Genomic DNA, 23,106 nt, shown 5'->3' with positions numbered 1-23,106 from the left:
GCCGTCGCCGGGTGCGGGTGTCCCGGCTGGAACCTCGTCCGTTACCGAAGTTGAAGGCGAATAGCAATGCGAATCTCATGAAGACAAGGTTCGGCATCCTACTGCGTCATTTCGGCGAATGTAAGTGACAGTTTGGCGGGGAAACGGCAAATCCGGCCGGCGTGGTGAACAGATGCGAATGCGACGGCGCGGCCCGCGCGCGATCGCGCGGCAGCCGCTCGCCCGGCGCACGTCATGATGCATCGCAGATGGCGGCGCGCCGGCCGCCGCGAAGCGCGGCCTGCTCGCCCTCACGCGTCGTCGACGTTGTCCGCGTAGTGGTCGATCGCGACCTTGCACTCGTCGAACACCACCGTCAGCAGCGCGACGTCGTTCGACTCGAGCCACTTGCGGATCTGCAGGAACTGGCCGGTGCCGAGATCGGCCAGGCGGGCCGGATCGTCGGTCGTCACGTCGACGCTCGCGATCGCGCGGTTGCCGGGCAGCGGCGACAGCGTCGCCGCGATGTCGAAGCGCCGGTACGATTGATCGATGCGCATGCGGTTCTCCCGAATCGGTTCGAAAGGTGCGCGCTCAGCCGAGCGCCTGGCGAAAGACCTTGCCGCCGAATCCCGTCACGACGTTGTCGACCGAGAACGGCGTGTCCTCCTTCGCTTCGAGAATGACCGCGACGCTGCCGGGCACGAGCCGCGCCGCGACCGTCTCGACGAACGTGCCGTCGAGCAGCGCGTTGCCGGCCGCCTGCGCGAGCACGCCGGCGCCCGCGCCGGCCGCCATGCCGGTCACCACGCCGAGCGGCCCGGCGAGCAGGCCGAGCAACCCACCCGCGAGCGCGCCGATCACGCCGCCCTTGAACGGCCGCGATTCGGCGTCGAGCACCGCGAGCTTGCCGTTCGCGTCCTTCTCGACGACGACGCCATTCTCGATGTGGAATCCTTCGTTCTTCTCCGACAGCGCGTCGAAATCGTGCGCGGCCTGGCGGGCCGTCTCGACGCTGCCGAACACGGCGACGATCAATTGTCTGGTCATGCAACACCTCGCTTGATTGAATGAGGACGGAGCCGCCGCGCCGTGTACGGCGCGTCGGGCTTCGCTTCGAACGCCGCCCGCGCGTTACCGGCCGGCATGCACGTCGTCCTCGACATCGTCGACGTCCGCCGGAAAGCGATGCTGGCCGAAGCTCAGGATCAGCACGCCGACCGCGAGCAGCACGATCCCGAAGGTCGTCATCAGCATCCGCTCGGGGCTGTCGGTCGCGCCGCGCAGGATCAGGTCGCGCGCGAGCGACGTCATCGCGATGAACAGCGGGAACCGCACCGGCAACCGGCCGAGCCGCAGGTAGCGCAAGTCCATCGCGAGCACTTCCAGATACAGGAACATCAGCAGCAGGTCGGTCAGCGACACCTCGCCCGCGAGCACGACCTTCCACGCCTCCTGCGCCATCGCGAACGCGGTCGCCAGCCCGATCACGACCAGCCCGGCCAACTCGGCCGCATGAAGGAAATGGCCGAAGCGGCGGCGGATGCGTTCGGCGGCCGTATCGGCGGATGCAGTGGATGTATTCAACGCGCTCACAGTGTCGTAGGTGCCGCGATCGACGCGCCGTCGCCGCGGCAAGGGATCTCGGGGAACGGAAAACCCGCGCCGGACGGCCCGCCGTGCCCGACGATTGCACCGAAAATACGCATCGCTTCCAAAAGGTTCATCATGATGACCGTCGCCGGGCGGAGCGAACCCAATCTACTGCATGCGCCACGCCCGCTCAAGAGCACAGCGTCGCCGGCTTCAGGAGTACAGCTGCACGCGCGCCGCGCCCAATCGGACCTCGATCAACCCATTCGAATGACAGATCGTCGATACGTGTTCCAAAGACCCGCCGAAGCTGCTAGATTGCATGCTCGACGACGTTACGCGGTGCAGGCGGTCACGCGCCGGGCGAACGCGCGGCCCCCACGTCTGCCTCCCCTTCGCGCCGGGGGGCCGGCCGCCGCGGCGGCCCGTTGCGCGATGCCCGCGCAACGTCCTTCATCCGCACGTCACAAAGAGATCAGTCGCATGACACAGTCCAACCGTTCGCCTTCGCGCGCCGCGGCTGCCGCGGCCCGTCCGTCCCGACATGACTGACCGGCAGGCCGCGATGCAAACCAACCGTCCCCCGCTTTCCCAGGCCGTCCACAGCCCGATCACGCGCAGCGCGATCTTTCTCGTGGCGACGATCAATCCGGGCGCCGATCACGCCGACACGATCCGTTCATGGTGCGGCGACATCGCCGCGCTCGTGCGCTCGGTCGGCAAGCGCGTGCCGGGCGGCAACCTCACGTGCGTATGCGGCTTCGGCTCCGACGCATGGGATGCGCTGTTCGGCGAGCCGCGCCCCGCGTCGCTGCATCCGTTCCGCGAATTCGGCGCCGGCCAGCGCATCGCCATCGCGACGCCCGGCGACATCCTGCTGCACATCCGCGCCGAAGCGATGGACCTGTGCTTCGAGCTCGCGACGCAACTGCTCGGCGCGCTCGGCGACGCGGTCACGGTCGTCGACGAGGTGCACGGCTTCCGCAATTTCGACCAGCGCGCGATGATCGGCTTCGTCGACGGCACCGAGAACCCGGAAGGCCGCGAAGCGGTCGACTTCACGGTGATCGGTGACGAGGACGCCGAATTCGCGGGCGGCAGCTACGTGCTCGTGCAGAAGTACCTGCACGACATGGCCGGCTGGAACGCGCTCGCGGTCGAGACGCAGGAGCGCATCATCGGCCGCACCAAACTGTCCGACATCGAGCTCGCGCCGGACGTGAAGCCGTCGTGCTCGCACAGCTCGCTGACCACGCTCGACGAGGGCGGCCAGGAGGTGAAGATCCTGCGCGACAACATGCCGTTCGGGCGCCCGGGCGCCGGCGAATTCGGCACCTATTTCATCGGCTATGCGCGCTCGCCGGCGCCGATCGAGCAGATGCTCGAGAACATGTTCGTCGGCCGCCCGCCCGGCAACTACGACCGCCTGCTCGACTACAGCCGCGCGGTCACCGGCTCGCTGTTCTTCGTGCCGTCGGCCGACCTGCTCGAAGCGCTCGCCGACCGCCCGGCGCCGGCCGCCGACGCCGCCCAACCGGAATCCACGCCGCCCGCGCTTTCCGTACCGCAGCGCGACGGCTCGCTGAACATCGGCTCGCTGAAAGGAACCCCGACCTATGAATAACCTGCACCGCGAACTCGCCCCGATCTCGTCGTCCGCCTGGGAACAAATCGAGGAGGAAGTGGCGCGCACCTTCAAACGCTCGGTGGCCGGGCGCCGCGTCGTCGACGTCGAGGGCCCCGCAGGCCCCGAACTGTCGGCGGTCGGCACCGGGCACCTGCTCGACGTCGCCGCGCCGCGCGAGCTCGTGAACGCGCGGCTGCGCGAAGCGCGCACGATCGTCGAGCTGACGGTGCCGTTCGAGCTGAGCCGCGACGCGATCGACAGCGTCGAGCGCGGCGCGCGCGACGCCGACTGGCAGCCGGCGAAGGAAGCCGCGCAGCGGCTCGCGTTCGCCGAGGACGGCGCGATCTTCGACGGCTACCGCGCGGCCGGCATCGTCGGCATCCGCGAAGGCACGTCGAACCGCCGGCTCACGCTGCCGGCGGATGTCGCCGCGTACCCGGACGCGATCAGCGACGCGCTGGAAGCGCTGCGCCTCGCCGGGGTGGACGGCCCGTACTCGGTCGTGCTCGGGTCGGACGCGTACACCGCGCTCAGCGAAGCGCGCGACCAGGGCTATCCGGTCCTCGGCCATATCAAACGCATCGTCAGCGGCGAGATCATCTGGGCGCCGGCGATCAGCGGCGGCTGCGTGCTGTCCACGCGCGGCGGCGATTACGAGTTGCACCTCGGCGAAGACGTGTCGATCGGCTACACGAGCCACACCGACAAGAGCGTGCGCCTGTATCTGCGCGAAACGTTCACGTTCCTGATGCTGACGAGCGAGGCATCGGTGGCCGTGGCGCCGCAGGGCAACGCGGCCGCCTGAGCGCGGTTGCCAGCGCGCGGTGCCCGCCCGGGCGCCGCACGCGACGGCCGCCCCGCCGGCCGCAGGTTCGTCGCCGATCCAGCCCATCTTGCATGGAGAATGTCGTGAGCGAATCAAATGACGCATTACAGGCGCTGCAGGCGTCCGTCGCGACCCTGAAGCAGACGGTCGACGCCAACGCGAGCCGCCAGGCCGGCGACACCGCCGTGCTGTTTACCGTCGTGTCGCTGATGCTGGCCGAGCTGCCGCCCGACACGCGCAACCTGATCGAGGATTCGTTCTCCGTCTGGGCCAATGGTCTGCCGAATGCGGCACTGTCCGCCGACGTGAAACAGATCGCACGGCAACGGCTCGCGATGAACCTGTCGGACTGATCGCGGCTCACCATGGTTGCGCGATGCCCGGCGTCTACCGTGCAACCCGCCCTCGCCGGCCCCACGGCGCGCATCGGCTGCGGTGCGGGCGCGGTCGGACGTCACCGGTTCGCACCCGCGCCGCGTGTTGCATCGCGTGTTGCGCCCCGTTTCGCTCCCCGTTTGCCGGCGGCCGGCACCATGCGCGCCGATGTCGCACCGCGTGCCGTTCGCACGCCGTCGGTTCCCGCCCCCTTCCATCGCCAGCCGCACACGCCGCGCACGCCCGCGCCGCCGCGCGCTTGCCCGTCTGTACTCCTTGCCGCCGAATCGCGCGCCCATGTGAGGGTGCAATTCACGGTCGGCCCGGCCAGGAACTGTGTCTTGGATGGCCCACGCCGATTCGTTATTTTGAACGCAGTCGAAGCGATGCTGCGGGCTCCTCGCGGCACTCGCGCTTCCCGCCCCGACCGCGACCGCGCGCCACGCCGGCGCGCGCCATGCGACCGCACGGGTGCGGCGCGCGCGCCGCCGCGGTGCGCGCCGTGCACGTGCGGTCGGGACGCGCGAGCGCCGCACCGCATCGGGCCGCACCTTCGACCCACCTTCACCGACAGGAGCCAGACCACCATGCCCGCACTTTGCGATATCTGCCACGCGCGGCCGGCCGTTGCGCGCGCAACCGTGATGCAGGACGGCGAGCGCAAGACGATCTCGATCTGCGATTACCATTTCCGTCAACTGATGCGGCATCAGAGCATGCTGAATCCGTTCGATTCGCTGCTGGGCGGAGGCGGACCGTCGTCGCTGTTCGGCGGGCTCGGCGACGAATCGCCGCTCGCCGCCGAGATTCCGCGCGAATCGGTCGACCCGACCGACGCGTTCAGCGAACAGACGCTCGAACTGCTGCAGCGCGCGGCCGAGAAGGCGCATGAATTGCGCCGCAGCGAACTCGATTCCGAGCATCTGCTGTACGCGCTCGCGGACACCGACGTCTGCGCCGCGCTGCTGAAGGAACTGAAGCTGTCGCCGGACGACATCAAGTCGTACATCGACGCGCATGCACACACCGGCACGGCCGCCCCCGATGCGCCGCTCGACAAGCTGTCGATCTCGCCGCGCGTGAAGAAGGCCGTGCAGTATGCGTTCCAGGCGTCGCGCGATCTCGGCCACTCGTATATCGGCCCCGAGCACCTGCTGATCGGGCTCGCGGCGGTGCCGGACAGCGTCGCCGGCACGTTGCTGAAGAAATACGGCGTGACGCCCGAGGCGCTGCGCCAGAAGGTCGTGAAGGTGGTCGGCAAGGGCGCCGAGGACGGCCGCGTCGATGCGCCGACCGGCACGCCGAACCTCGACAAGTTCGGCCGCGACCTCACCGCGATCGCGCGCCAGGGCAAGCTCGATCCGGTGCTCGGCCGCGCGCAGGAAATCGAGAGCACGATCGAGGTGCTCGCCCGCCGCAAGAAGAACAACCCGGTGCTGATCGGCGAGCCGGGCGTCGGCAAGACCGCGATCGTCGAAGGCCTCGCGCAGCGCATCGTCAACGGCGACGTGCCCGAAGTGCTGCGCGACAAGCGGCTCGTCGAAGTCAACATCAACTCGATGGTGGCCGGCGCGAAGTATCGCGGCGAATTCGAGGAACGCGCGAAGCAGCTGATCGACGAGGTGACCGCGAAGCAGGACGAACTGATCCTGTTCATCGACGAGCTGCACACGATCGTCGGCGCGGGCCAGGGCGGCGGCGAAGGCGGCCTCGACATCGCGAACGTGCTGAAGCCCGCGCTCGCGCGCGGCGAGCTGAGCCTGATCGGCGCGACGACGCTCAACGAATATCAGAAGTACATCGAGAAGGACGCCGCGCTCGAACGCCGCTTCCAGCCGGTGTTCGTGCCGGAGCCGAGCGTCGAGCAGACGATCGTGATCCTGCGCGGGCTGCGCGACAGCCTCGAGGCGCACCACCAGGTGACGTTCGCCGACGACGCGTTCGTCGCGGCCGCCGAGTTCGCCGACCGCTACATCACGTCGCGCTTCCTGCCCGACAAGGCGATCGACCTGATCGACCAGGCGGCCGCGCGCGTGCGGATCGGCGCGACGTCGCGCCCGGTCGACATTCAGGAAGGCGAAGCGCAGATCGCACAACTGAAGCGCGAGCAGGATTATGCGACGTCGCGCAAGCGCTTCGACGAAGCGAAACAGTTCGAAGAGCAGATCAACGCGAAGCAGAAGGCCGTCGACGAGATGATGGAGGCGTGGCAGCGCAAGACCGGCTCGGAAACGCTCGAAGTGACCGTCGAATCGGTGGCCGAGGTCGTGTCGCGGCTGACCGGCATCCCCGTGTCCGAGCTCACGCAGGAAGAACGCCAGAAGCTGCTGAAGATGGAAGAGCAGCTGCGCGAGCGCGTGGTCGGCCAGAGCGATGCGGTGGTCGCCGTCAGCGATGCCGTGCGGCTGTCGCGCGCGGGGCTCGGCCAGACGCACCGGCCGATCGCGACGTTCCTGTTCCTCGGGCCGACCGGTGTCGGCAAGACCGAACTCGCGAAGGCGCTGGCCGAGACCGTGTTCGGCGACGAGCAGGCGATCATCCGCATCGACATGTCCGAATACATGGAACGCCACGCGGTCGCGCGGCTGATCGGCGCGCCGCCCGGCTACGTCGGCTACGACGAAGGCGGCCAGCTCACCGAGCGCGTGCGGCGCCGCCCGTACAGCGTGATCCTGCTCGACGAGATCGAGAAGGCGCATCCGGACGTCTACAACGTGCTGCTGCAGGTGTTCGACGACGGGCGTCTCACCGACGGCAAGGGCCGCGTGGTCGATTTCAGCAACACGATCATCATCGCGACCAGCAACCTGGGCGCGGCGATCATCATGGACAACCTCACGCAGCCGGAAGCCGAGCGCAAGACCGACAAGGCGATCCGCGACGAACTGATGCAGGTGCTCAAAGGGCATTTCCGCCCCGAGTTCCTGAACCGGATCGACGAGGTGATCGTGTTCCACGCGCTGTCGAAGGAGAACATCCGCTCGATCGTGCAGATCCAGCTCGACCGCGTGGTGCGCACGGCCGCCGCGCAGGACATCACGCTCGTGATGGGCGACTCGCTCGTCGCGCACCTGACCGAAGCCGGCTACCAGCCGGAGTTCGGCGCGCGCGAGTTGAAGCGTCAGATCCGGCAGACCATCGAGACGCGGCTCGCGAAAGAGATCCTCGCGGACCGGCTGAAGTCGGGCGACAAGTGCGAGGTCGACTACGACAAGGACAGCGACGAAGTGACGTTCAACAAGCTCGCCGCGCCTGAAGCGAAGGAAGCGAAAGACGCGAAGGACGCCGACGGCAAGGCCAAACCGAACGGCAAAACCGCCAAGGCGGCAGCAGACGCGTCGGCGGACGACGCCCCCGCCGACGCTCCGCCGCCCGCGGCGAAGCCCGGCAAGAAATCGTCCGGCGCGAAGAAGGACGCGCACTAAAAAACCGCATGCCCCGCCACCCGGGGCACGCATGATCGGCTCCGTCCGCCGGACGGAGCCGCCCCACGCCGCGACACGGCGCAACCGAGCCACCCGCATCGGGCCCGGCTATTGGAGATTCACCATGACAAATCGACGCGAAGTGCCAGGCATCAGGAAATACGACGGGCCCGCCGGCGGTTGGGGCGCGCTTCGCGCGACAGCCGATGCGGTGCGCACGCAGATGGAAACCATCGAGGCGCCGATCGTGCTGATGCGGACCAACCAGCCCGACGGCTTCGACTGTCCCGGTTGTGCGTGGCCGGACAAGGAGCACAAGTCGACGTTCCAGTTCTGCGAGAACGGCGCGAAGGCCGTCACGTGGGAAGCGACGACCAAGCGCGTGACGCCCGAGTTCTTCGCGGCGAACACCGTGTCGTCGCTGCTGCGCATGTCGGACTACGAACTGGAGAACATGGGCCGGCTCACGCATCCGCTCGCCTACGACCGCGCGACCGACACGTTCCGCGCGATCGAATGGGACGATGCATTCGCGCGCATCGGCGAAGTGTTGCGCGCGCTGCCGCCCGAGCAGATCGAGTTCTACACGTCCGGCCGCGCGTCGAACGAAGCCGCGTACCTGTACCAGCTGTTCGCGCGCGAGCTCGGCACCAACAACTTCCCCGATTGCTCGAACATGTGCCACGAGCCGACCAGCGTCGGCCTGCCGCAGTCGATCGGCATCGGCAAGGGCACCGTGTCGCTGGAGGATTTCGACCACTGCGAGCTGATCATCTCGATCGGCCACAATCCCGGCACGAACCATCCGCGGATGATGGGCACGCTGCACGAGTGCGCGCGCCGCAACGTACCGATCATCGTGTTCAACCCGCTGCGCGAGCGCGCGCTCGAACGCTTCGCCGATCCGCAGGACATGATCGAGATGGCGTCGTTCGGCTCGACGCGGATCGCGTCGACGTACTACCAGGTCGATGCGGGCGGCGACGCGGCCGCGCTGAAGGGCATCATGAAGGCGCTGCTGAAGCTCGAAGCCGAGCAAGGCGGCGTGCTCGACCGCGACTTCATCGCGCAGCACACCAACGGCTTCGATGCATTCTCGGCCGACCTCGAAGCGACGTCGTGGGACGACATCGAGCGCGCGAGCGGCCTGAGCCAGGCGCAGCTCGAACAGGTCGCGCTCGCGTACGCGAAGTCGAACGCGACGATCATCACGTACGGGATGGGCGTCACGCAGCACAACAAGGGCACGGCCACCGTGCGCCTGATCGCCGACCTGCTGCTGATGCGCGGCAACATCGGCAAGCCGGGCGCCGGCGTGTGCCCGCTGCGCGGCCATTCGAACGTGCAGGGCAACCGCACCGTCGGCATCACCGAGAAGCCGTCGGCCGAATTCCTGAAGAAGATCCAGGACGTGTGCGGCTTCACGCCACCCGCGCAGCACGGGCACGACGCGGTACAGGCGATGCAGGCGATGATCGACGGCACCGCGAAGGCGCTGCTGTGCCTCGGTGGCAACTTCGCGGTCGCGCTGCCCGATCCCGAGCTGTCGTTCCCGGCGATGGCGAAGCTCGACCTGAGCGTGCATCTCGGCACGAAGCTGAACCGTTCGCATCTGCTGGTCGGCAAGGAAACCTTCATCCTGCCGGTGCTCGGCCGCACCGAGCTCGACATGCAGGCCACCGGCCCGCAGTCGATCACGGTCGAGGATTCGATGTCGATGGTCCACGCGTCGGCCGGCAAGCTCAAGCCCGCGTCGGACCAGTTGCGCTCGGAGCCCGCGATCGTCGCCGGCATCGCGCACGCGACGCTGCCGAACAGCAAGGTCGCGTGGCTCGACCTGATCGCCGACTATGACCGCATCCGCGACCTGATCGACAAGACGGTATCCGGCTTCGAGGCGTTCAACGAGCGGATCCGCACGCCGGGCGGCTTCCGCCTGCCGCTGCCGCCCACCGAGCGCGTATGGCCGACGCCGACCGGCAAGGCGATGTTCTCGGTCTACAAGGGCGTGAAGGAGGACGCGGACGTGCTCGGCGCCGAGCAGGTGCTGCGTCTCATCACGCTGCGCAGCCACGATCAGTACAACACGACGATCTACGGTCTCGACGATCGCTATCGCGGCGTGTTCGGCCGGCGTGACGTGCTGTTCATGAACGCGGCCGATCTCGACAAGTACGGGCTCGAGCACGGCGACCTCGTCGACATCGAGACGGTCACCGCGTCGGGCCGCACACTGCGCCTCGAGAAGATCACCGCGATCGAGTACGACATCGCGCCGGGCTCGGTCGGTGCGTACTATCCGGAAGCGAACGTGCTCGTGCCGCTCGACTACATCGACAAGGAAAGCGGCACGCCGTCGTACAAGTCGGTGCCGGTGCGCGTCGCGCGCTCGGCGGTGGTCTGATCCGCGGGCGGGCGGGGTCGCGGCACACGCCGCGCCCTTCGGCCCGCCTGTCGCCCTGCTCCTCGGCCTCGCGGCCGCCGCATCGCTACCGATGCAGCGGCCGTTTCATTCGATCGCGTCGAACGACGCCGCGTTTACCGCGCCGCCGTCGGCGGCAGATGCGCCGCGCCCTGCCGGCGCCGGTACGCGCTGTCGCGCGTCGCGAGCCAGTAGTACAGCGGCGAGGTGAGCAGCAGGCCCACGAGCCACGACAGGTCCGCGCCGCCCAGATGCGCGGGAATCGGGCCCGCATACATCGGCGTGTTCATGAACGGAATCTGCACGACGATGCCGATCGCATACGCGAGCAGCGCCTGCGGGTTGAAGCGGCCGTACACGCCGCCGTCGGCCATGAAGATTGACTGGATGTCGTACTTGCCCTTGTGGATCACGTAGAAGTCGATCAGGTTGATCGCCGTCCACGGCACCAGCACCACCAGCAGCGCAAGCACCAGATCGACGAGGTTGCCGACGAAGTTCGTCGACGCGCCGATCGCCGCATAGCAGCACGCGACGAAGATCACGACCGATACCACCGCGCGCGCCTTCGCGGTCGGAATCCACTTGTACGCGAACGTCTGCACCGACGTGATCACCGCGAGCACCGCGCCGTACAGGTTCAGCGCGTTGTGGCTGATCACGCTCAGCAGGAACAGCACGAGCATCAGCGGGCCGAGCGGGCCCGTCGCCTGCTTGACCGCATCCATCGTGTCCGCGCCGGCGGGCACCGCGAGCACCGCGACCGCGCCGAAGATGAACGCGAGCGTCGAGCCGATCGTGCAGCCGAGATAGGTCGCCCAGAACGTCGACGCGACGCCGACGTCCTCCGGCAGATAGCGCGAATAGTCCGACACGTACGGCGCGAACGCGATCTGCCACAGCGCCGACAGCGACACCGTCGCGAGCCAGCCCGCGAAGTCGAAACCGCCGCGCGTGAGGAAATCGGCCGTGCTCACGTGCGACAGGATCATCCAGAAGCCGACGGCGATGCCGATGCCGAGCACCCACGTGCCGATGCGGTTCAGGATGTGGATGAACCGGTAACCGACGATCCCGATCAGCCCGGAGCCGACCGCACCGATCACGATGCCGACGGGCACCGGCACCGACGGTGCGATGCCGTGCACCGACTTGCCGGCGAGCACGATGTTCGACGCGAAGAAGCCGACATACATCACCGCCGCGATCACCGTGACGAGCAGCGCGCCCCACGAGCCGAACTGCGCGCGGCTCTGGATCATCTGCGGGATGCCCATCTGCGGCCCCTGCGCCGAATGCAGCGCCATCAGCACGCCGCCGACCGCCTGGCCCACGACGATCGCGACGATGCCCCACATCAGGTTCAGGTGGAACAGCTGCACGCCGAGCGCGCCGGTCACGATCGGCAGCGGCGCGATGTTGCCGCCGAACCAGAGCGTGAACAGGTCGCGCACCTTGCCGTGGCGCTCCGTGGGCGGCACGTAGCCGATCGTGTGTTTCTCTATCATCGGGGACGCATTGCGTTCCGCGTTCGTCATGGTGATGCCTCCTGTCGTGCGCGGCGATGCGCGCGGGCCGTTTTCGCCGGTGCGCGCCGGGATGCGCGCCTGCAATCGGGTCCGGATGCGCGATGCGCGTCAGACGGGGGCGGATGACGCCCGCCGGCGTACGCGGCCTCGTCGCGATCCAGGTTGGAGACGATGGTGCGCCACGTGGGTGGGGAGCGGAAAATACTAAAAATATTTTCGGGATATACGAAAAAGCTCTGCAGCGGAATGTTCGGCGCCGGACGACTTCGGGTAAGGTGCCAGGGTCTGTTTCCCTATGGAACGCACGTGCGCCCGCGGCGGCACGCCGGGGCCGGGCATCAGAGGTGCTTGTGGCTCACTACACTTTGCGGCAACTGAAATACTTCATCACGACGGTCGAATCCGGCAGCGTCGCCGAGGCGTCGCGCCAGCTCTTCATCGCGCAGCCGTCGATTTCCAGCGCGATCAAGGGGCTCGAGGAAAGCTTCGGCGTGAAGCTGTTCATTCGCCATCACGCGCAGGGCGTGTCGCTGACGCCGAGCGGCACGCGCTTCTACCGGAAAGCACAGGAACTGCTGCGCATCGCGCACGAGTTCGAACAGAACGCGCTCGCCGACAACGACGTGGTCACCGGGCAGATCGACATCGGCTGCTTCGAGACCGTCGCGCCGCTCTATCTGCCGCAACTGATCGCCGGCTTTCGCGAGCGCTACCCGGGCGTGAACATCCGGCTGCGCGACGGCGACCAGCAGGAACTCGTGCAGGGGCTGACGTCGGGCACGTTCGACCTCGCGCTGATGTACGACCACGATCTGGACGGCACGATCGAAACCGAGCCGCTGATGCCGCCACAGCAGCCGTACGTGCTGCTGCCGGAGCACCATCGGTTCGCGGGCCAGACGCACGTGTCGCTGCGCGACCTGTGCGTCGAGCCGATGATCCTGCTCGACGTGCAGCCGAGCCGCACGTACTTCGTCAGTCTGTTTCATGAACTCGGGCTCACGCCGAACATCGTGTTCGGCTCGCCGTCGATCGAGATGGTGCGCGGGATGGTCGGCCAGGGATTCGGCTTCTCGCTGCTCGTCACGCGTCCGCACTCCGAATACACGTACGACGGCCAGCGCGTCGTGACGATCGCGCTCAGCGAAACGGTGAGCCCGTCGGGGCTCGTGAGTGCGCGGCTGAAGCGCGGCCAGCTCACGAAGCAGGCGCAGTCATTCGTCGACTTCTGCCGCGAGCGGCTCGCGCAGATCGTCGCTCGAGCGGCGCGGTAAGCGCCGCGATCGCAAACAGGAACGGGAACAAGCACACGCACGCGCCGCACGATGCGATGCGTGCGTGTCGGCCGCCGGTTCAGCCGGCGCAAGCGAGATATGCGGCGAGGCGCGCCATCATCGCGTCGCATCCGTGCAGTTGTTCGAGCGTGACGAACTCGTCGGGCTTGTGCCCCTGATCCATGCTGCCGGGCCCGCACACGACGGTCGGGATGCCGGCCTGCCCGAACAGGCCGCCCTCGGTGCCGAACGCCACCGTGCCGAACGCGTCGGACCCGCTCAACGTCGCGAGCAGGCGCGCGGCATCGCTGTCCGGCGCGGTCGCCAGCCCCGGATACGCACCGAGCGGCTGCAGCCGGATGTCGGTATCGGGCTGCACCGCGCGCATCTTCGGCAACAGTTCGGATTCCGCATAGTCCTGCAGCGTTCTCGGCACGTCGTGCGCATCGAAATCGGGCAGCGCCCGCACCTCGAAATCGAATTCGCATTCGGCCGGCACGATGTTCAGCGCGCGGCCGCCCTTGATCAGCCCCGTCTGCACGGTCGAGAACGGCGGATCGAAACGGCTGTCGTGCCGGTCGGGCCGCGCGAGCGCCGCGCCGATCTCGCCGAGCCGGCCGATCAGCTTCGCCGCGTAGTCGATTGCGTTGACACCGAGCGGCGCATACGCCGAGTGGCACGCCGCGCCCTTCACGTGGCACCGCATCGCGAGCTTGCCTTTGTGGCCGAGCACCGGCTTGAGCTCGGTCGGCTCGCCGATCACGCATACGCGCGGGCGGTGCGCACGCTTGGCCAACTCGGCGAGCATCGGCCGCACGCCGACGCAACCGATTTCCTCGTCGTACGAGAACGCGAGATGCACCGGTTCGCGCAACGGCCGCGCGACGAACGCCGGCACGGCCGCGAGCACCGACGCGATGAAACCCTTCATGTCGGCCGTGCCGCGGCCGTACAGGCGGCCGTCGCGCTCGGTCAGCCGGAACGGCTCGACCGTCCACGCCTGCCCGTCGACCGGCACGACGTCGGTATGGCCTGACAGCGCCACGCCGCCGCGCACGTACGGGCCGATCGTCGCGTACAGGCTCGCCTTTGTGCGGTCCGCGTTGTGGAACAGCTCGCTCACCACGCCAAAGCCCGCGAGATAGTCGCGGATGAAGCCGATCATCCCGAGGTTCGAATCGCGGCTGACCGTCGCGAACGCGATCAGCCGTTCGAGCAACGCGCGGCTCGACGTGTCATTCATCGCCCGGCACTCCGTAGCTCGGCGCGGCGGTCGGGTCCAGCGCGCGCGTCTGGTAGTCCTGCATCTGCGGCCGATACGCACGCCACAGCGCATCGAGCTGCCCGATCGGGTCGGTATCGGCCCAGTCGACGCGCAGGTCGACGATCGGCCAGACCACGTCGCCGGCCACCTTCAACGCGGCCGAATGCACGGGCCCCGCCTCGCCGCCGGCTACCATCGCCGCGTGCATCGCGGCCAGCAGACGATCGGCGAGCAAGCCGGACGCCTGCTCGAACGCGCGCACCATCGCGCCGATCACGTCGGGCGAAGCCAGCAGGTTGCCGGCCGCCACGCATTGCTCGCCGCGCACCGCGTGGTGCGTGCCGAGCGCTTCCTTGCCGGTGAAACACGCCGTTTGCCCCTGCCCGTCGATCACCGTGACCTGCCGGTACTGGCTCCAGCCGTTCGCGCTCAGCGCGCGGTCGAGCGCGGCGGCGGGCGCGAGCTGCTCGTGCTCGATCAGGTCCAGCGTCTGCGGCCCAAGGGCCGGCAGCGTGACGTTCTGCGTCGCGACCGCGCCGACGCCCGCGCGCACCCACGGGCAGCGTGCGCCCACCGCGATGCTCGACGAGCTGATCGCGATACCGAGCTGGCCCGTCTCCGGGCAACGCCCGACGATGGAGAAAGTCATGTCGCCTCCTGTGCGCGGTTCGGCTGCCCGTTGTCGGGAATCACCGCAATCACGTCGATCTCCATCAGCCATTGCGGCTGGCCGAGCGCCGAGACGACGAGCCCCGTCGAGATCGGATAGACGCCCTTCAGCCACTTGCCGACTTCCTGGTACACGGGTTCGCGATAACGCGGGTCGATCAGGTAGGTCGTCGTCTTCACGATGTGCGTGAGGTCGCTGCCGGCTTCCTCGAGCAACTGCTTGACGTTCTTCATCGCCTGCTCCGCCTGCGCGCGTGCATCGCCGAGGCCGATCAGGTTGCCGCCGAAATCGGTGCCGACCTGGCCGCGCACGTAGACGGTGTTGCCGGCGCGCACCGCCTGGCACAGGTCGTTGTCGAGCGTCTGGTTCGGGTAGGTATCCTTCGTGTTGAACATGCGGATACGCGTATGGGTAGGCTGGCTCATCGAAGTCCTTCGAGTGTCGGTATGATCGCCCGCCGCGCCGGAAGCGGTCGCGGCGCGGCGGACTGGGTCGGGAGGTCAGTTCGCCGCTTCGGCGAGCGCGCGGGCTTCGGGCCGTGCCGCGTGCGCGGCCGCGCAGTGCTGCGCCGCGTCGTGGTACGCGAGGTACTTGCGCTGCGTGACGATGTGATCGGCGATGTGCTTCGCGTCGTGCCACACGCCCCAGATGAAGCTGGAGCCGCGCCGCGACAGCCACGGCAGGCCAAGGAAATAGATGCCCGGCTCCTTCGACACGCCGCGCTGGTGCTGCGGCTTGCCGTTCGGCGCGAATGCGTCGACGTTCAGCCAGCCGTAGTCGACCGCATAGCCGGTCGCCCACACGATCGACGTGACGCCGGCGGCGGCGAGATCGAGCGAGAGGAGCGGATGCGCGACGCATGCCGGGTCAGGCAGGATGCGGCGGGCTTCCGGTTCTTCCGGCAGGTCGAGGCCGTTGCGGGCCACGTAGGCGTCGGCCGCGTCGAGCAGTGACAGGTAGTTCTCGTCGCCACGCGCGAGATTGATCGCGAGATCGCGTTCGAAAGTGGCCACGCCACCGTCGAACGCCTTGGTCAGCCCGACCAGCGTCACGCCCTGATTCGCGAGCGCGCGGAAATCGACCGTGTGGCCGCCGCGCGCGCCGCTCACCGCGATCGTCACGTGTTCGCGGCCCGGGGTCGCGACTTCCTTGTCCCATTCGCCGAGCACGCCGAGCCACCAGCAGAAGTCGCGGCCGCGATATGCGCGCGGCGGGCGATCGTGCGGCCCGACCGACAGATAAACCTGCCGGCCCGCGCGCTGTAGTTCGTCGGCGATCTGCACGCCCGACGAGCCGGCACCGACCACCAGCACCGCGCCTTCCGGAAGCTGGCCCGGGTTGCGATAGTCGGCGGAATGGATCTGCACGACGCGCGCGTCGTCCGGTGCGATCGGCGGAATCACCGGGCGCTGGAACGGGCCGGTGGCGACCACCACGCGATTCGCGTCGATCGTGCCGTCGGATGTCTCGACGACGAAGCCGGGCTTGCCGGTGTTGCGCACGACGCTCTTCACTTCGACGCCGGTCCGGATCGGCGCGTTGAATTTGCGCGCATACGCTTCGAAGTAGTCGGCGACCTGGTCTTTCGATGCGAACGCATCGGGCGCGAGGCCGTCGAATTCGAGCCCCGGGAAACGGTCGTGCCACGCGGGGCCGTTCGCGACCAGCGAATCCCAGCGCCCCGTGCGCCAGCGCTCGGCGATGCGGCTGCGCTCCAGCACGAGATGGGGCACGCCCAGCTTGCCCAGATGCTCGCTCATCGCGATGCCGGCCTGCCCGGCGCCGACGACGAGCGTATCGATTGAAGTTGTTTCGACTGCCACGGCTGTCTCCTTCTGAAGTGCGGCTCGGTGCGACGCGCGTGCTGTCGCGTGAGCTGGAATGGAGACATTCTGCTGACACGCCGCCGGGGGCGAAATGATGATTTTTGTTGGTGTTGACGAGAAAAAAGCTGGGGACGGCCTGGACGGCCGGCCGTACCGGCGCGCAGCACCGATACCGTCGAACGACACTGCACCGGCGCCCACCTGCATGGCGGGCGCCGGCTTCAGCCGATCGTTTCGGCTACACGTTGGTCCATGCGCCAGTGCCGTGCTGATACTGCATCACGCCGCCGTGGAGCCGCACCCGCAGGTTGCCGTCCGGCACCTGCACCCATTCGGTCATGCCGAGACTCATCATCAACGCGACGAAGAAATCCTGCAGCTCTTGCGACGTGCTGGCCTGCCAGAGATCGATGCGCCCGAGGCACGCGCGCATGTTGCCCTGCTGCTGCATGATCGTCTCGACCTGTCCGGCAACGTCCGCCGCCGGATCGTAGACATTCGTGCCGTCGGGGCTCACGATCGACAGATGAATGCCGCGCACCAACGTCGGTTGACCCGGCGTTTGCTCGACGAGCGCGATGCAGCTCGTCATCGCGCCGAAATCGATTTCCGTCGCATCTCCCCATTTGCGCTCGCCAACCCCCAGCGGCGCGGGACCGTTTACGTTCTGAATGATGTAGGACATGGGTTTCCTCACATGACTGGACAACACTGCCGGTAGCAGGCCGCGACGTATTCGACGAAGAACGCGCGTCGCGCCTGCCGCTCACATCCCGTCCGGCCCGACGGTCCGGCGGGTCGTGTCGATCGATGCCGGTCGAGCACGCCGCACCGTCGTCGGTGTGCTGGGCGCGGCCTGCGATGGCATCGTCATGCGCCGCCGGCGCGCCCTACGTGCCCTTCTTGTCCAGCAGCGCCTGATACCTCTGCAGGCTCTCGTCGATCTTGTCGAGCGCGACGCTCGCGGCTTCTCCTTCGATCGCCTCCGCGGCGCCGGCGACGATCGCCGCGGTCGCGACGAACAAGTCCGTCAACAGCAGGCCCACCGCATCCATCGCCATGCCTTTCACGTTCTCGTCGATGGTCTTCTGCGCCAGATCCTTCATCAACACGCTCTTGCCCGCGATCGCCAGCGACGTCGTCGCCTCGAAGTAGTTGGCCGCCGCCTGCGCGACCATGCCGCCCGCCTGCGTGATCATCATGTTCGGGCCGACGGCGATCTGCGTCGTCGCGTAGGACGCTGCCTCCGCGTTGATCGCCTGCACGGTCTGCAGCGCCGACGAGGCGGCCCCGGTGGCCCCCGCGATCTGGTCCGGCGCCTTCAGCGCGTCGGTGAACCTGCGCTGCCGGTTGACCGGCCACGTGCGCGTGCCGGCTGTCGAAGCAGCGGCGTGCGATGCGACATCGGCCGCCGTCGTTGCTTCGGCCGCGGCGTCCGCGCCATCGTCCGGTGCCGACGTCGCGCCGTCGCCGCGTCCGCCCAAAAGACCTTTCATGTTCATGATTCAGGTATCCCGAGAGTCATCGCGTACTAATGCGTGGAACCCGTCTTCGGCGCGCCGGCCTCCGGCTGCGACGCGCCGCCCGAGGCCGGCTTCGGCGACGCTTCGACGGACAGGATCATGGCCACGGCCTTCGACACCACGGCGTTCGAAATCTGGTTCAGCGCGGCCTGCTGCTGCGTCATGTTCTGCGCCGAGATGCCGACGGCCTGGCTGAACATCTGGTAAAGCATGCCCAGCGCCTGGGCCGGCGATCCCGCGACGACGTTGACGTTGGTCTGCGTCACCGCGTCGGTAATCTGCTCATTGACTGTGTCTGCCACGAGGCCTCCTCGGATCTCGGCTCCGGCATGCGGTTGAAGGAACGGGCGGGCCGGCAGGCCATCGACGCCGCGCATGCCGTTAGGAACGCTGCGTGCCGGCATTCGTGAACGCGCTCACGCGAGTTCCTCGCGCAACTTCTTGCGCAGCAGCTCGACGCGCTTTCTGGCGAGCGGCTCGTTGATCCCGAGCGTCGCGGCGATGTGCAGATAGGGCCGGTCCTCCTCGAACTTCAGCGTGAACAGCATCTGCTGCTGCGGGGAAAGCATCGACAGCGCCTGTTCGAGACGCAGCAGCTGTTGCCGCAGCAGCAGTTGCTGCTCCACCGACGGCGCGTGGCCGGCGAGCTCGACCGCGTGATCGTCGTCCCAGCCCGAGTCGAATTCGAGCATGCCGCTTTCGCGCACACGGCGGCGCGCGCCATCGAGGAACGCGTGATTCAGCGCCAGAAAGAGAAAGCCCGTCAGATTCCGCACGCGCTCGGGCGAGCGCTGCAGGTAAATGTGGACCTTGAGCGCGGTATCGGAAAGCAGTTCGTCGGCGCGGTGAATATCACCCTTGCACAACAGGCGCGCACGGCGCCGCAATTTCCCCTGCATTTCCCGCCATGCGCGGTCGAGCTGCTGCGCCGGAGACTCGGGCGCCGAGGCAGCGTGCTGGTTCGAGGTTGTCATCCCGTGTCTTCCTTTTTTTATGGAAAACACAGAATCGATTCGACGCCGGGAATGGCGCTGTTACCCGCGTAACACCGATATAACGATAATCGGGCGCAGTAAATTATCTTGATTATTATGAACGGAAATTTTAATTAGCCGGCATAGCCCGATCCGTCGTTTCAGGTGCGCCGCCGGACCTGACTGAATAACGGCATTGCGATGAACAAGAACGACTACCGCCGCGATGCGTCCGTGCGTCGGCATGCTGCTTCCCGTGTCGGTCGATCGAGCGCGCTTGCCGCCGGAGCGCCGCCCTGTCCGGACTGCTTGCCGATTATTTCAATACTTTCATTATTCATTTTTCACGCAATGCCGAAGGCAGCGTTTTTCGCTAGGTGGCCGCATCGTCAAACAACCTCGCGCGGAAACCATGCCTGCCCTTGCTAACGCTCAAACGCTGCGCAATATACCGATACTCGCCGGCCTCCCGGAAAGCCTGCTCGCCCACATCGAGCGGCACGTCACGCCCTGGCCCGAACACGGCAATCGCCTGTTGTTCTTCAAGGGCGATCCGGGGGATTTCGTCGCGTTCGTGCACAGCGGCCGCGTCTACAAGACACTGCACGAACCCGGCGGGCGCGAGATCATTCTCGGCCACTCGATGCCCGGCGAACTCATCGGCGAAAACACGTTGATTCGCGCGCACCGGCGCAGTTTCACCGCCCAGTTGAGCGCCGACTGCCGCATTTCGCTGCTGTATCGCCAGTACTTCGCGCCGCTGCTGGCGAATGCGGAATTCATGGGGCGCATCCATGAGCAGCTGTGCCGGCACATTCACCAGTTGAGCGACTTCGTCGAGTCGGCATGCCTGTACCGGGTCGAAGCACGGCTCGCGCGCCATCTGCTGAACCGCATGCAAGGGAACGATCTCGAGGTGCCGCTGCCGGAGAACCAGAGCATCCTCGCCGCGATGCTCAACGTCAGCCGGCCGCGACTGAACAGCAGCCTGCGGAAGATGCAGCGCGACGGCCTGATCCGGCTGCACGAACACGGCGTGACGATTCAGAAACCGGAGCAGCTCCGGACCATCGTCGACGCCAATTGATGCCGCGGCAAGCGCGTGCGTCGGGCAGCGCCGCCGGGCGGGCGGGATGCGCGCCGGGTCATGCGGCGCGCGGTGAAGGTCAGCCGCGCCCGTGACCGAGGGCGTTCATCAACTGCGCGACGGCGGCGAGTTGCGATACGAAGCTGTCGTTCGCCGAGCGCGCCGCGCCGGCCGCCGCCGCCGGCGACCCGGCATAGAGCTGCATGACGCCGACGGTCGTGGCGGCAAGGTTGGACATCGCCTGGTTCGCCTGCATCTGCACCGCGTTGTGAAGCAGGATCGCGGACGCATGGCTGTTCGACTGCATGAGCGTGCCCAACGCCACGGCGGGCGCTTCGCCCACCACCTTCACGTTGGCTTGCGTGACCGCATCGGTCATCGCGGGAGAAACCTGTTCCGGCATGTCGTTGCTCCTGGTTGGTTCGCCGCTGACGCGCTGTCACGGCGAAAGCATCAGTGGGTCGGTCGCTGCCGCGCGCGGCACGGCGCCGCCGATGCGCCCGCTGGGGCCCGCGTGCGCGGGCGTGTCGACACGGCGGCCGACGCCGGGCGGCAGCACCCGATGGGAGCCGCCGCCCGGCGTCCGCGCCAGCGATGCGTCAGGCAAGCGCCTTGCCGAGCGCGAGCACGTCGGCCAGCACGGAAAGCACGCCGTTCGAGCCGATTTCCGTCGCGGATGCGCCGGCGCTTGCCGGCCCGAGCGTGTACAGCTGCATCGTGCCCACGTTCGTCGAGGTCGGCAGTTGCACCGCGGACTGCGACTGCTGCTGCACCGCGTTCTCGAACAACACGCTCAGCGAGTGGCTCTGCGCCTGGTACAGCGAACCCGTTGCCATCGCGGGCGCTTCGCCGACCACCTTGACGTTGGTCTGCGTGACCGCGTCGGTGATCGCGGCGTTGACCGCGCACGTCGTGCAGTTGCAGGGGTCTTTCGGATCGTCTACGTCGTTTGCCATCGTATTTCTCCTGATTGGCGAACGGGCGCCGCATCGAATCGGTGCTGCCCGTTCTGTCGATTGCTCCGGAACACCGCGCGGCACCGCTGTTCAGGCGCCGGCGGCCATGCTGCCGACTCGCGGCACGGCGGTGGCATGGGCGGCTCACGCCGCTTGCGCCGCCGCTCGACCACGGCGTTGCGATGGCGCGTCAGCCCTTGACTGCCTTCCCGATCGCGATCACGTCGGCCAGAATCGAAATGATCCCGTTCGCGCCGATTTCCGTGGCGGCCGCGCCCGCGCTTTCCGGCCCGATCGTGTAGAGCTGCATCGTCCCCACGTTCGTCGACGTTTGCGACTGGATCGCGGCCTGCGACTGCTGCTGCACCGCGTTCTCGAACAGGATGCTGAGCGAATGGCTCTGGGCCTGGTACAGCGAGCCCATCGCCATTGCCGGCGCTTCCGCGACCACCTTGACGTTGACCTGTGTGACCGCATCGGTAATCGCGGGATTGACCTGGCACACTTGACACGTATCAGCCATTTGTTGCTCCTTGGTTCACGTAGTTGAGAGGTCGCACTTCGGGGCCGGCCGGTTTCGCGTTCGGCCGCATGACCCGCGTGCTACTCCATGGACGCTGCGCCGGGCGTATCGTGAACGGCAGCGGTGGGTTCGGCCGGTTCGGCCGGGCCGGCGCCGATGCTCCGCAACCGGTCCTCCATCGCGTCGAGCCTGACGGCGAGCCGTTCGGCGAGCCCTCCGGCGAGCCGTTCCGCGAGCGCATCGCCGTATTGCCGGAAGCATGCTTCGATTTCCTGCCGGATCAGGCCCGTCAGTTGTTCCCCGATCATCGTCAGCGCCTCGCGGGTGCTGTCCTGGATCTCGACCGCGCCGGATGCCTGCGCGTCGGCCGCCGGCTCGTGCGCGTCGAGTACGCCCGATACTTTCCGCTGCTCCGACGCGAGCATGCTGAGGGTCGTCTCGTTCTGCGTATCGATCGTCTGCAGGATCCCGCGCATCTTCTCGTACGCCTTTTGCTGGTTGAGCTGCAGGAAATGCTTGATCTGTTCACGCGCCTCTTGCCGCGTTTTGAATTGCGGCAATGGCGGCTTCGCGGCGCCCGCCTGCGCGGCCGGGCCGCCGGCGGGCGGCGGCGGGTTCCCCTGCCGGCTCGGCAGCCGCTCGAGCAACGCCTGTTCTTCGGGCTCGAGAGGCCGTCCGAGTCGCTTCTCCGCAAGCTGCCGCAGCAGCGGGGTCAGTGCTTCAGTGCTCATGGCTCACCCCTCCTCGCCATTCGTTCGAGGCACGGGTACGTGCGGTTCGGGTTCGGATGGCCGCCGCGTCACGGCGGCCTGGTCGGCGTGCTGCAATGGATATCGCATGGTGTTCTCCAGGAAAGGGACGTGCGACGGCCTTGCCGGAAATGTCGGCAGGACCGCTGCAAGGACGAACCGTGCGACGGGGATGTGAAGTCGGGAGGCGGTGCGGGCGGTGTGTGTCAGGTGAGCCGGTAACCACCGACAGGAGCGGCCGTCGTTTCCGCTCGGGGAGGATCGGCGGCTTGCGGCTTCTCCCGCGGCATGTAGCCATCGGGCACATGCACGCGGCCCGTACGCGGCGACACGGGATGCGCCGCGAGCTTGACCGGCGGGAGGTATCCGGAATTTAGTGTGTGAGGCGGGTTGAGATTCAGACTCCAATGTTGAATCGTTCTGGGTAAAGCAGTGCGAACTGAGTCATGGCGCTCTTCCAATCGTGCCGGGAACCCGTCCACTT

At 67.5% G+C, this 23,106-nt stretch carries 24 protein-coding genes and 1 pseudogene; 7 read left to right on the top strand and 18 right to left on the bottom strand.

Translation table 11 applies throughout. The features are described from left to right. Positions 1–290: 290 nt before the first annotated feature. The 4 genes from LGM42_RS27330 to LGM42_RS27315 all read right to left on the bottom strand — a co-directional run bounded on the left by LGM42_RS27330 (position 291) and on the right by LGM42_RS27315 (position 1,709). Positions 291–539, bottom strand: a complete 249-nt coding sequence (locus tag LGM42_RS27330; RefSeq protein ID WP_060310456.1) for a hypothetical protein — start codon at positions 537–539, stop codon at positions 291–293. Between the two features lie 34 nt (positions 540–573). Beyond that, positions 574–1,029, bottom strand: a complete 456-nt coding sequence (locus LGM42_RS27325; protein ID WP_060009250.1) for a DUF1269 domain-containing protein — start codon at positions 1,027–1,029, stop codon at positions 574–576. A gap of 84 nt (positions 1,030–1,113) precedes the next feature. Beyond that, positions 1,114–1,566, bottom strand: coding sequence for a phosphate-starvation-inducible protein PsiE (locus LGM42_RS27320; protein WP_059575194.1), 453 nt, complete (start codon positions 1,564–1,566; stop codon positions 1,114–1,116). 5 nt (positions 1,567–1,571) lie between these two features. After that, on the bottom strand, positions 1,572–1,709 hold the full coding sequence (locus tag LGM42_RS27315) for a hypothetical protein (protein WP_179231822.1): 138 nt from the start codon (positions 1,707–1,709) through the stop codon (positions 1,572–1,574). A 407-nt stretch (positions 1,710–2,116) separates the two neighbouring features. Between LGM42_RS27315 and LGM42_RS27310 the strand changes: the two genes are divergently transcribed. The 5 genes from LGM42_RS27310 (at position 2,117) to LGM42_RS27290 (ending at position 10,229) form a co-directional block, all read left to right on the top strand. Continuing rightward, complete coding sequence (locus tag LGM42_RS27310; RefSeq protein WP_060310458.1) at positions 2,117–3,196, top strand: Dyp-type peroxidase; 1,080 nt, start codon at positions 2,117–2,119, stop codon at positions 3,194–3,196. Continuing rightward, positions 3,189–4,004: a family 1 encapsulin nanocompartment shell protein gene (locus LGM42_RS27305; protein WP_124864268.1), complete on the top strand. Its 816-nt coding sequence runs from the start codon at positions 3,189–3,191 to the stop codon at positions 4,002–4,004. Before LGM42_RS27310 ends, LGM42_RS27305 begins: the two co-directional genes overlap by 8 nt. A gap of 104 nt (positions 4,005–4,108) precedes the next feature. Continuing rightward, positions 4,109–4,378, top strand: coding sequence for a hypothetical protein (locus tag LGM42_RS27300; RefSeq protein WP_060310547.1), 270 nt, complete (start codon positions 4,109–4,111; stop codon positions 4,376–4,378). 609 nt (positions 4,379–4,987) lie between these two features. Continuing rightward, positions 4,988–7,825 (top strand): ATP-dependent Clp protease ATP-binding subunit, encoded by a 2,838-nt coding sequence (locus tag LGM42_RS27295; RefSeq protein ID WP_226233801.1) that lies wholly within the window; start codon positions 4,988–4,990, stop codon positions 7,823–7,825. A 124-nt stretch (positions 7,826–7,949) separates the two neighbouring features. After that, the gene (locus LGM42_RS27290; RefSeq protein WP_060310461.1) at positions 7,950–10,229 is read left to right on the top strand and encodes an FdhF/YdeP family oxidoreductase; all 2,280 of its coding nucleotides are present in this window, start codon (positions 7,950–7,952) and stop codon (positions 10,227–10,229) included. Positions 10,230–10,363: 134 nt separating this feature from the next. Here LGM42_RS27290 and LGM42_RS27285 read toward each other — a convergent pair whose 3' ends face one another. Beyond that, positions 10,364–11,785, bottom strand: a complete 1,422-nt coding sequence (locus LGM42_RS27285; RefSeq protein ID WP_059642907.1) for a purine-cytosine permease family protein — start codon at positions 11,783–11,785, stop codon at positions 10,364–10,366. Between the two features lie 341 nt (positions 11,786–12,126). On the opposite strand from LGM42_RS27285, the gene LGM42_RS27280 reads away from it, so the two are divergent. Beyond that, on the top strand, positions 12,127–13,050 hold the full coding sequence (locus tag LGM42_RS27280) for a LysR substrate-binding domain-containing protein (protein WP_059574969.1): 924 nt from the start codon (positions 12,127–12,129) through the stop codon (positions 13,048–13,050). Between the two features lie 79 nt (positions 13,051–13,129). Here LGM42_RS27280 and argE read toward each other — a convergent pair whose 3' ends face one another. The 8 genes from argE to LGM42_RS27240 all read right to left on the bottom strand — a co-directional run bounded on the left by argE (position 13,130) and on the right by LGM42_RS27240 (position 19,307). Then, positions 13,130–14,293 carry an acetylornithine deacetylase gene (gene argE / locus LGM42_RS27275; protein ID WP_226233799.1) on the bottom strand — a complete coding sequence of 388 codons (1,164 nt, stop codon included), beginning with the start codon at positions 14,291–14,293 and terminating at the stop codon, positions 13,130–13,132. Beyond that, the gene (locus tag LGM42_RS27270; RefSeq protein WP_059642824.1) at positions 14,286–14,963 is read right to left on the bottom strand and encodes a DUF1028 domain-containing protein; all 678 of its coding nucleotides are present in this window, start codon (positions 14,961–14,963) and stop codon (positions 14,286–14,288) included. The genes argE and LGM42_RS27270 overlap by 8 nt, the downstream gene beginning before the upstream one ends. Then, positions 14,960–15,409: a RidA family protein gene (locus LGM42_RS27265; protein WP_059574963.1), complete on the bottom strand. Its 450-nt coding sequence runs from the start codon at positions 15,407–15,409 to the stop codon at positions 14,960–14,962. The genes LGM42_RS27270 and LGM42_RS27265 overlap by 4 nt, the downstream gene beginning before the upstream one ends. Positions 15,410–15,484: 75 nt before the next feature. Then, positions 15,485–16,807 carry a flavin-containing monooxygenase gene (locus LGM42_RS27260; RefSeq protein ID WP_059574961.1) on the bottom strand — a complete coding sequence of 441 codons (1,323 nt, stop codon included), beginning with the start codon at positions 16,805–16,807 and terminating at the stop codon, positions 15,485–15,487. 241 nt (positions 16,808–17,048) lie between these two features. Next, entirely contained in the window at positions 17,049–17,495 is a 447-nt protein-coding gene (locus LGM42_RS27255; protein WP_060310465.1) for a hypothetical protein, read from the bottom strand. 205 nt (positions 17,496–17,700) lie between these two features. Beyond that, a complete protein-coding gene (locus LGM42_RS27250) occupies positions 17,701–18,306 on the bottom strand; it encodes a hypothetical protein (RefSeq protein ID WP_226233797.1) in 606 nt (201 codons plus the stop codon). 35 nt (positions 18,307–18,341) lie between these two features. Beyond that, complete coding sequence (locus tag LGM42_RS27245) at positions 18,342–18,635, bottom strand: RebB family R body protein (protein WP_059574955.1); 294 nt, start codon at positions 18,633–18,635, stop codon at positions 18,342–18,344. A 114-nt stretch (positions 18,636–18,749) separates the two neighbouring features. Further along, on the bottom strand, positions 18,750–19,307 hold the full coding sequence (locus LGM42_RS27240; protein ID WP_059574953.1) for an RNA polymerase sigma factor: 558 nt from the start codon (positions 19,305–19,307) through the stop codon (positions 18,750–18,752). A gap of 244 nt (positions 19,308–19,551) precedes the next feature. Here LGM42_RS27240 and LGM42_RS27235 point away from each other — a divergent pair, with 244 nt between their 5' ends. Continuing rightward, the gene (locus tag LGM42_RS27235; RefSeq protein WP_226233795.1) at positions 19,552–20,394 is read left to right on the top strand and encodes a Crp/Fnr family transcriptional regulator; all 843 of its coding nucleotides are present in this window, start codon (positions 19,552–19,554) and stop codon (positions 20,392–20,394) included. Positions 20,395–20,473: 79 nt separating this feature from the next. Here LGM42_RS27235 and LGM42_RS27230 read toward each other — a convergent pair whose 3' ends face one another. From LGM42_RS27230 to LGM42_RS33280, 5 genes and pseudogenes are all read right to left on the bottom strand, one after another. Beyond that, positions 20,474–20,773 carry a RebB family R body protein gene (locus LGM42_RS27230; RefSeq protein WP_226093981.1) on the bottom strand — a complete coding sequence of 100 codons (300 nt, stop codon included), beginning with the start codon at positions 20,771–20,773 and terminating at the stop codon, positions 20,474–20,476. 220 nt (positions 20,774–20,993) lie between these two features. Next, complete coding sequence (locus LGM42_RS27225; RefSeq protein ID WP_059574947.1) at positions 20,994–21,350, bottom strand: RebB family R body protein; 357 nt, start codon at positions 21,348–21,350, stop codon at positions 20,994–20,996. A 190-nt stretch (positions 21,351–21,540) separates the two neighbouring features. After that, positions 21,541–21,873, bottom strand: coding sequence for a RebB family R body protein (locus LGM42_RS27220; protein WP_059574945.1), 333 nt, complete (start codon positions 21,871–21,873; stop codon positions 21,541–21,543). 80 nt (positions 21,874–21,953) lie between these two features. Then, complete coding sequence (locus tag LGM42_RS27215) at positions 21,954–22,604, bottom strand: hypothetical protein (protein WP_226233793.1); 651 nt, start codon at positions 22,602–22,604, stop codon at positions 21,954–21,956. A gap of 224 nt (positions 22,605–22,828) precedes the next feature. Beyond that, positions 22,829–23,106: pseudogene (locus tag LGM42_RS33280) on the bottom strand (hypothetical protein); the annotation flags it as partial.

This window comes from Burkholderia sp. AU39826 (genome assembly GCF_020419965.1).
GTDB classification, from domain to species: Bacteria; Pseudomonadota; Gammaproteobacteria; order Burkholderiales; family Burkholderiaceae; genus Burkholderia; species Burkholderia semiarida.
This window is presented reverse-complemented; position numbering and strand designations above follow the sequence as displayed.

Excerpts from the sequence above, each read along its gene's own strand:
- LGM42_RS27315 (WP_179231822.1), bottom strand. The coding sequence starts at position 1,709 with ATGATGAACCTTTTGGAAGCGATGCGTATTTTCGGTGCAATCGTCGGG.
- LGM42_RS27255 (WP_060310465.1), bottom strand. The coding sequence starts at position 17,495 with ATGTCCTACATCATTCAGAACGTAAACGGTCCCGCGCCGCTGGGGGTT.
- LGM42_RS27270 (WP_059642824.1), bottom strand. The coding sequence starts at position 14,963 with ATGACTTTCTCCATCGTCGGGCGTTGCCCGGAGACGGGCCAGCTCGGT.
- LGM42_RS27230 (WP_226093981.1), bottom strand. The coding sequence starts at position 20,773 with ATGACCGATGCGGTCACGCAAGCCAACGTGAAGGTGGTGGGCGAAGCG.
- LGM42_RS27235 (WP_226233795.1), top strand. The coding sequence starts at position 19,552 with ATGCTGCTTCCCGTGTCGGTCGATCGAGCGCGCTTGCCGCCGGAGCGC.
- LGM42_RS27325 (WP_060009250.1), bottom strand. The coding sequence starts at position 1,029 with ATGACCAGACAATTGATCGTCGCCGTGTTCGGCAGCGTCGAGACGGCC.
- argE (WP_226233799.1), bottom strand. The coding sequence starts at position 14,293 with ATGAATGACACGTCGAGCCGCGCGTTGCTCGAACGGCTGATCGCGTTC.
- LGM42_RS27240 (WP_059574953.1), bottom strand. The coding sequence starts at position 19,307 with ATGACAACCTCGAACCAGCACGCTGCCTCGGCGCCCGAGTCTCCGGCG.
- LGM42_RS27225 (WP_059574947.1), bottom strand. The coding sequence starts at position 21,350 with ATGGCAAACGACGTAGACGATCCGAAAGACCCCTGCAACTGCACGACG.
- LGM42_RS27215 (WP_226233793.1), bottom strand. The coding sequence starts at position 22,604 with ATGAGCACTGAAGCACTGACCCCGCTGCTGCGGCAGCTTGCGGAGAAG.
- LGM42_RS27305 (WP_124864268.1), top strand. The coding sequence starts at position 3,189 with ATGAATAACCTGCACCGCGAACTCGCCCCGATCTCGTCGTCCGCCTGG.
- LGM42_RS27265 (WP_059574963.1), bottom strand. The coding sequence starts at position 15,409 with ATGAGCCAGCCTACCCATACGCGTATCCGCATGTTCAACACGAAGGAT.
- LGM42_RS27310 (WP_060310458.1), top strand. The coding sequence starts at position 2,117 with ATGACTGACCGGCAGGCCGCGATGCAAACCAACCGTCCCCCGCTTTCC.
- LGM42_RS27295 (WP_226233801.1), top strand. The coding sequence starts at position 4,988 with ATGCCCGCACTTTGCGATATCTGCCACGCGCGGCCGGCCGTTGCGCGC.
- LGM42_RS27290 (WP_060310461.1), top strand. The coding sequence starts at position 7,950 with ATGACAAATCGACGCGAAGTGCCAGGCATCAGGAAATACGACGGGCCC.
- LGM42_RS27285 (WP_059642907.1), bottom strand. The coding sequence starts at position 11,785 with ATGACGAACGCGGAACGCAATGCGTCCCCGATGATAGAGAAACACACG.
- LGM42_RS27330 (WP_060310456.1), bottom strand. The coding sequence starts at position 539 with ATGCGCATCGATCAATCGTACCGGCGCTTCGACATCGCGGCGACGCTG.
- LGM42_RS27250 (WP_226233797.1), bottom strand. The coding sequence starts at position 18,306 with ATGAAAGGTCTTTTGGGCGGACGCGGCGACGGCGCGACGTCGGCACCG.
- LGM42_RS27220 (WP_059574945.1), bottom strand. The coding sequence starts at position 21,873 with ATGGCTGATACGTGTCAAGTGTGCCAGGTCAATCCCGCGATTACCGAT.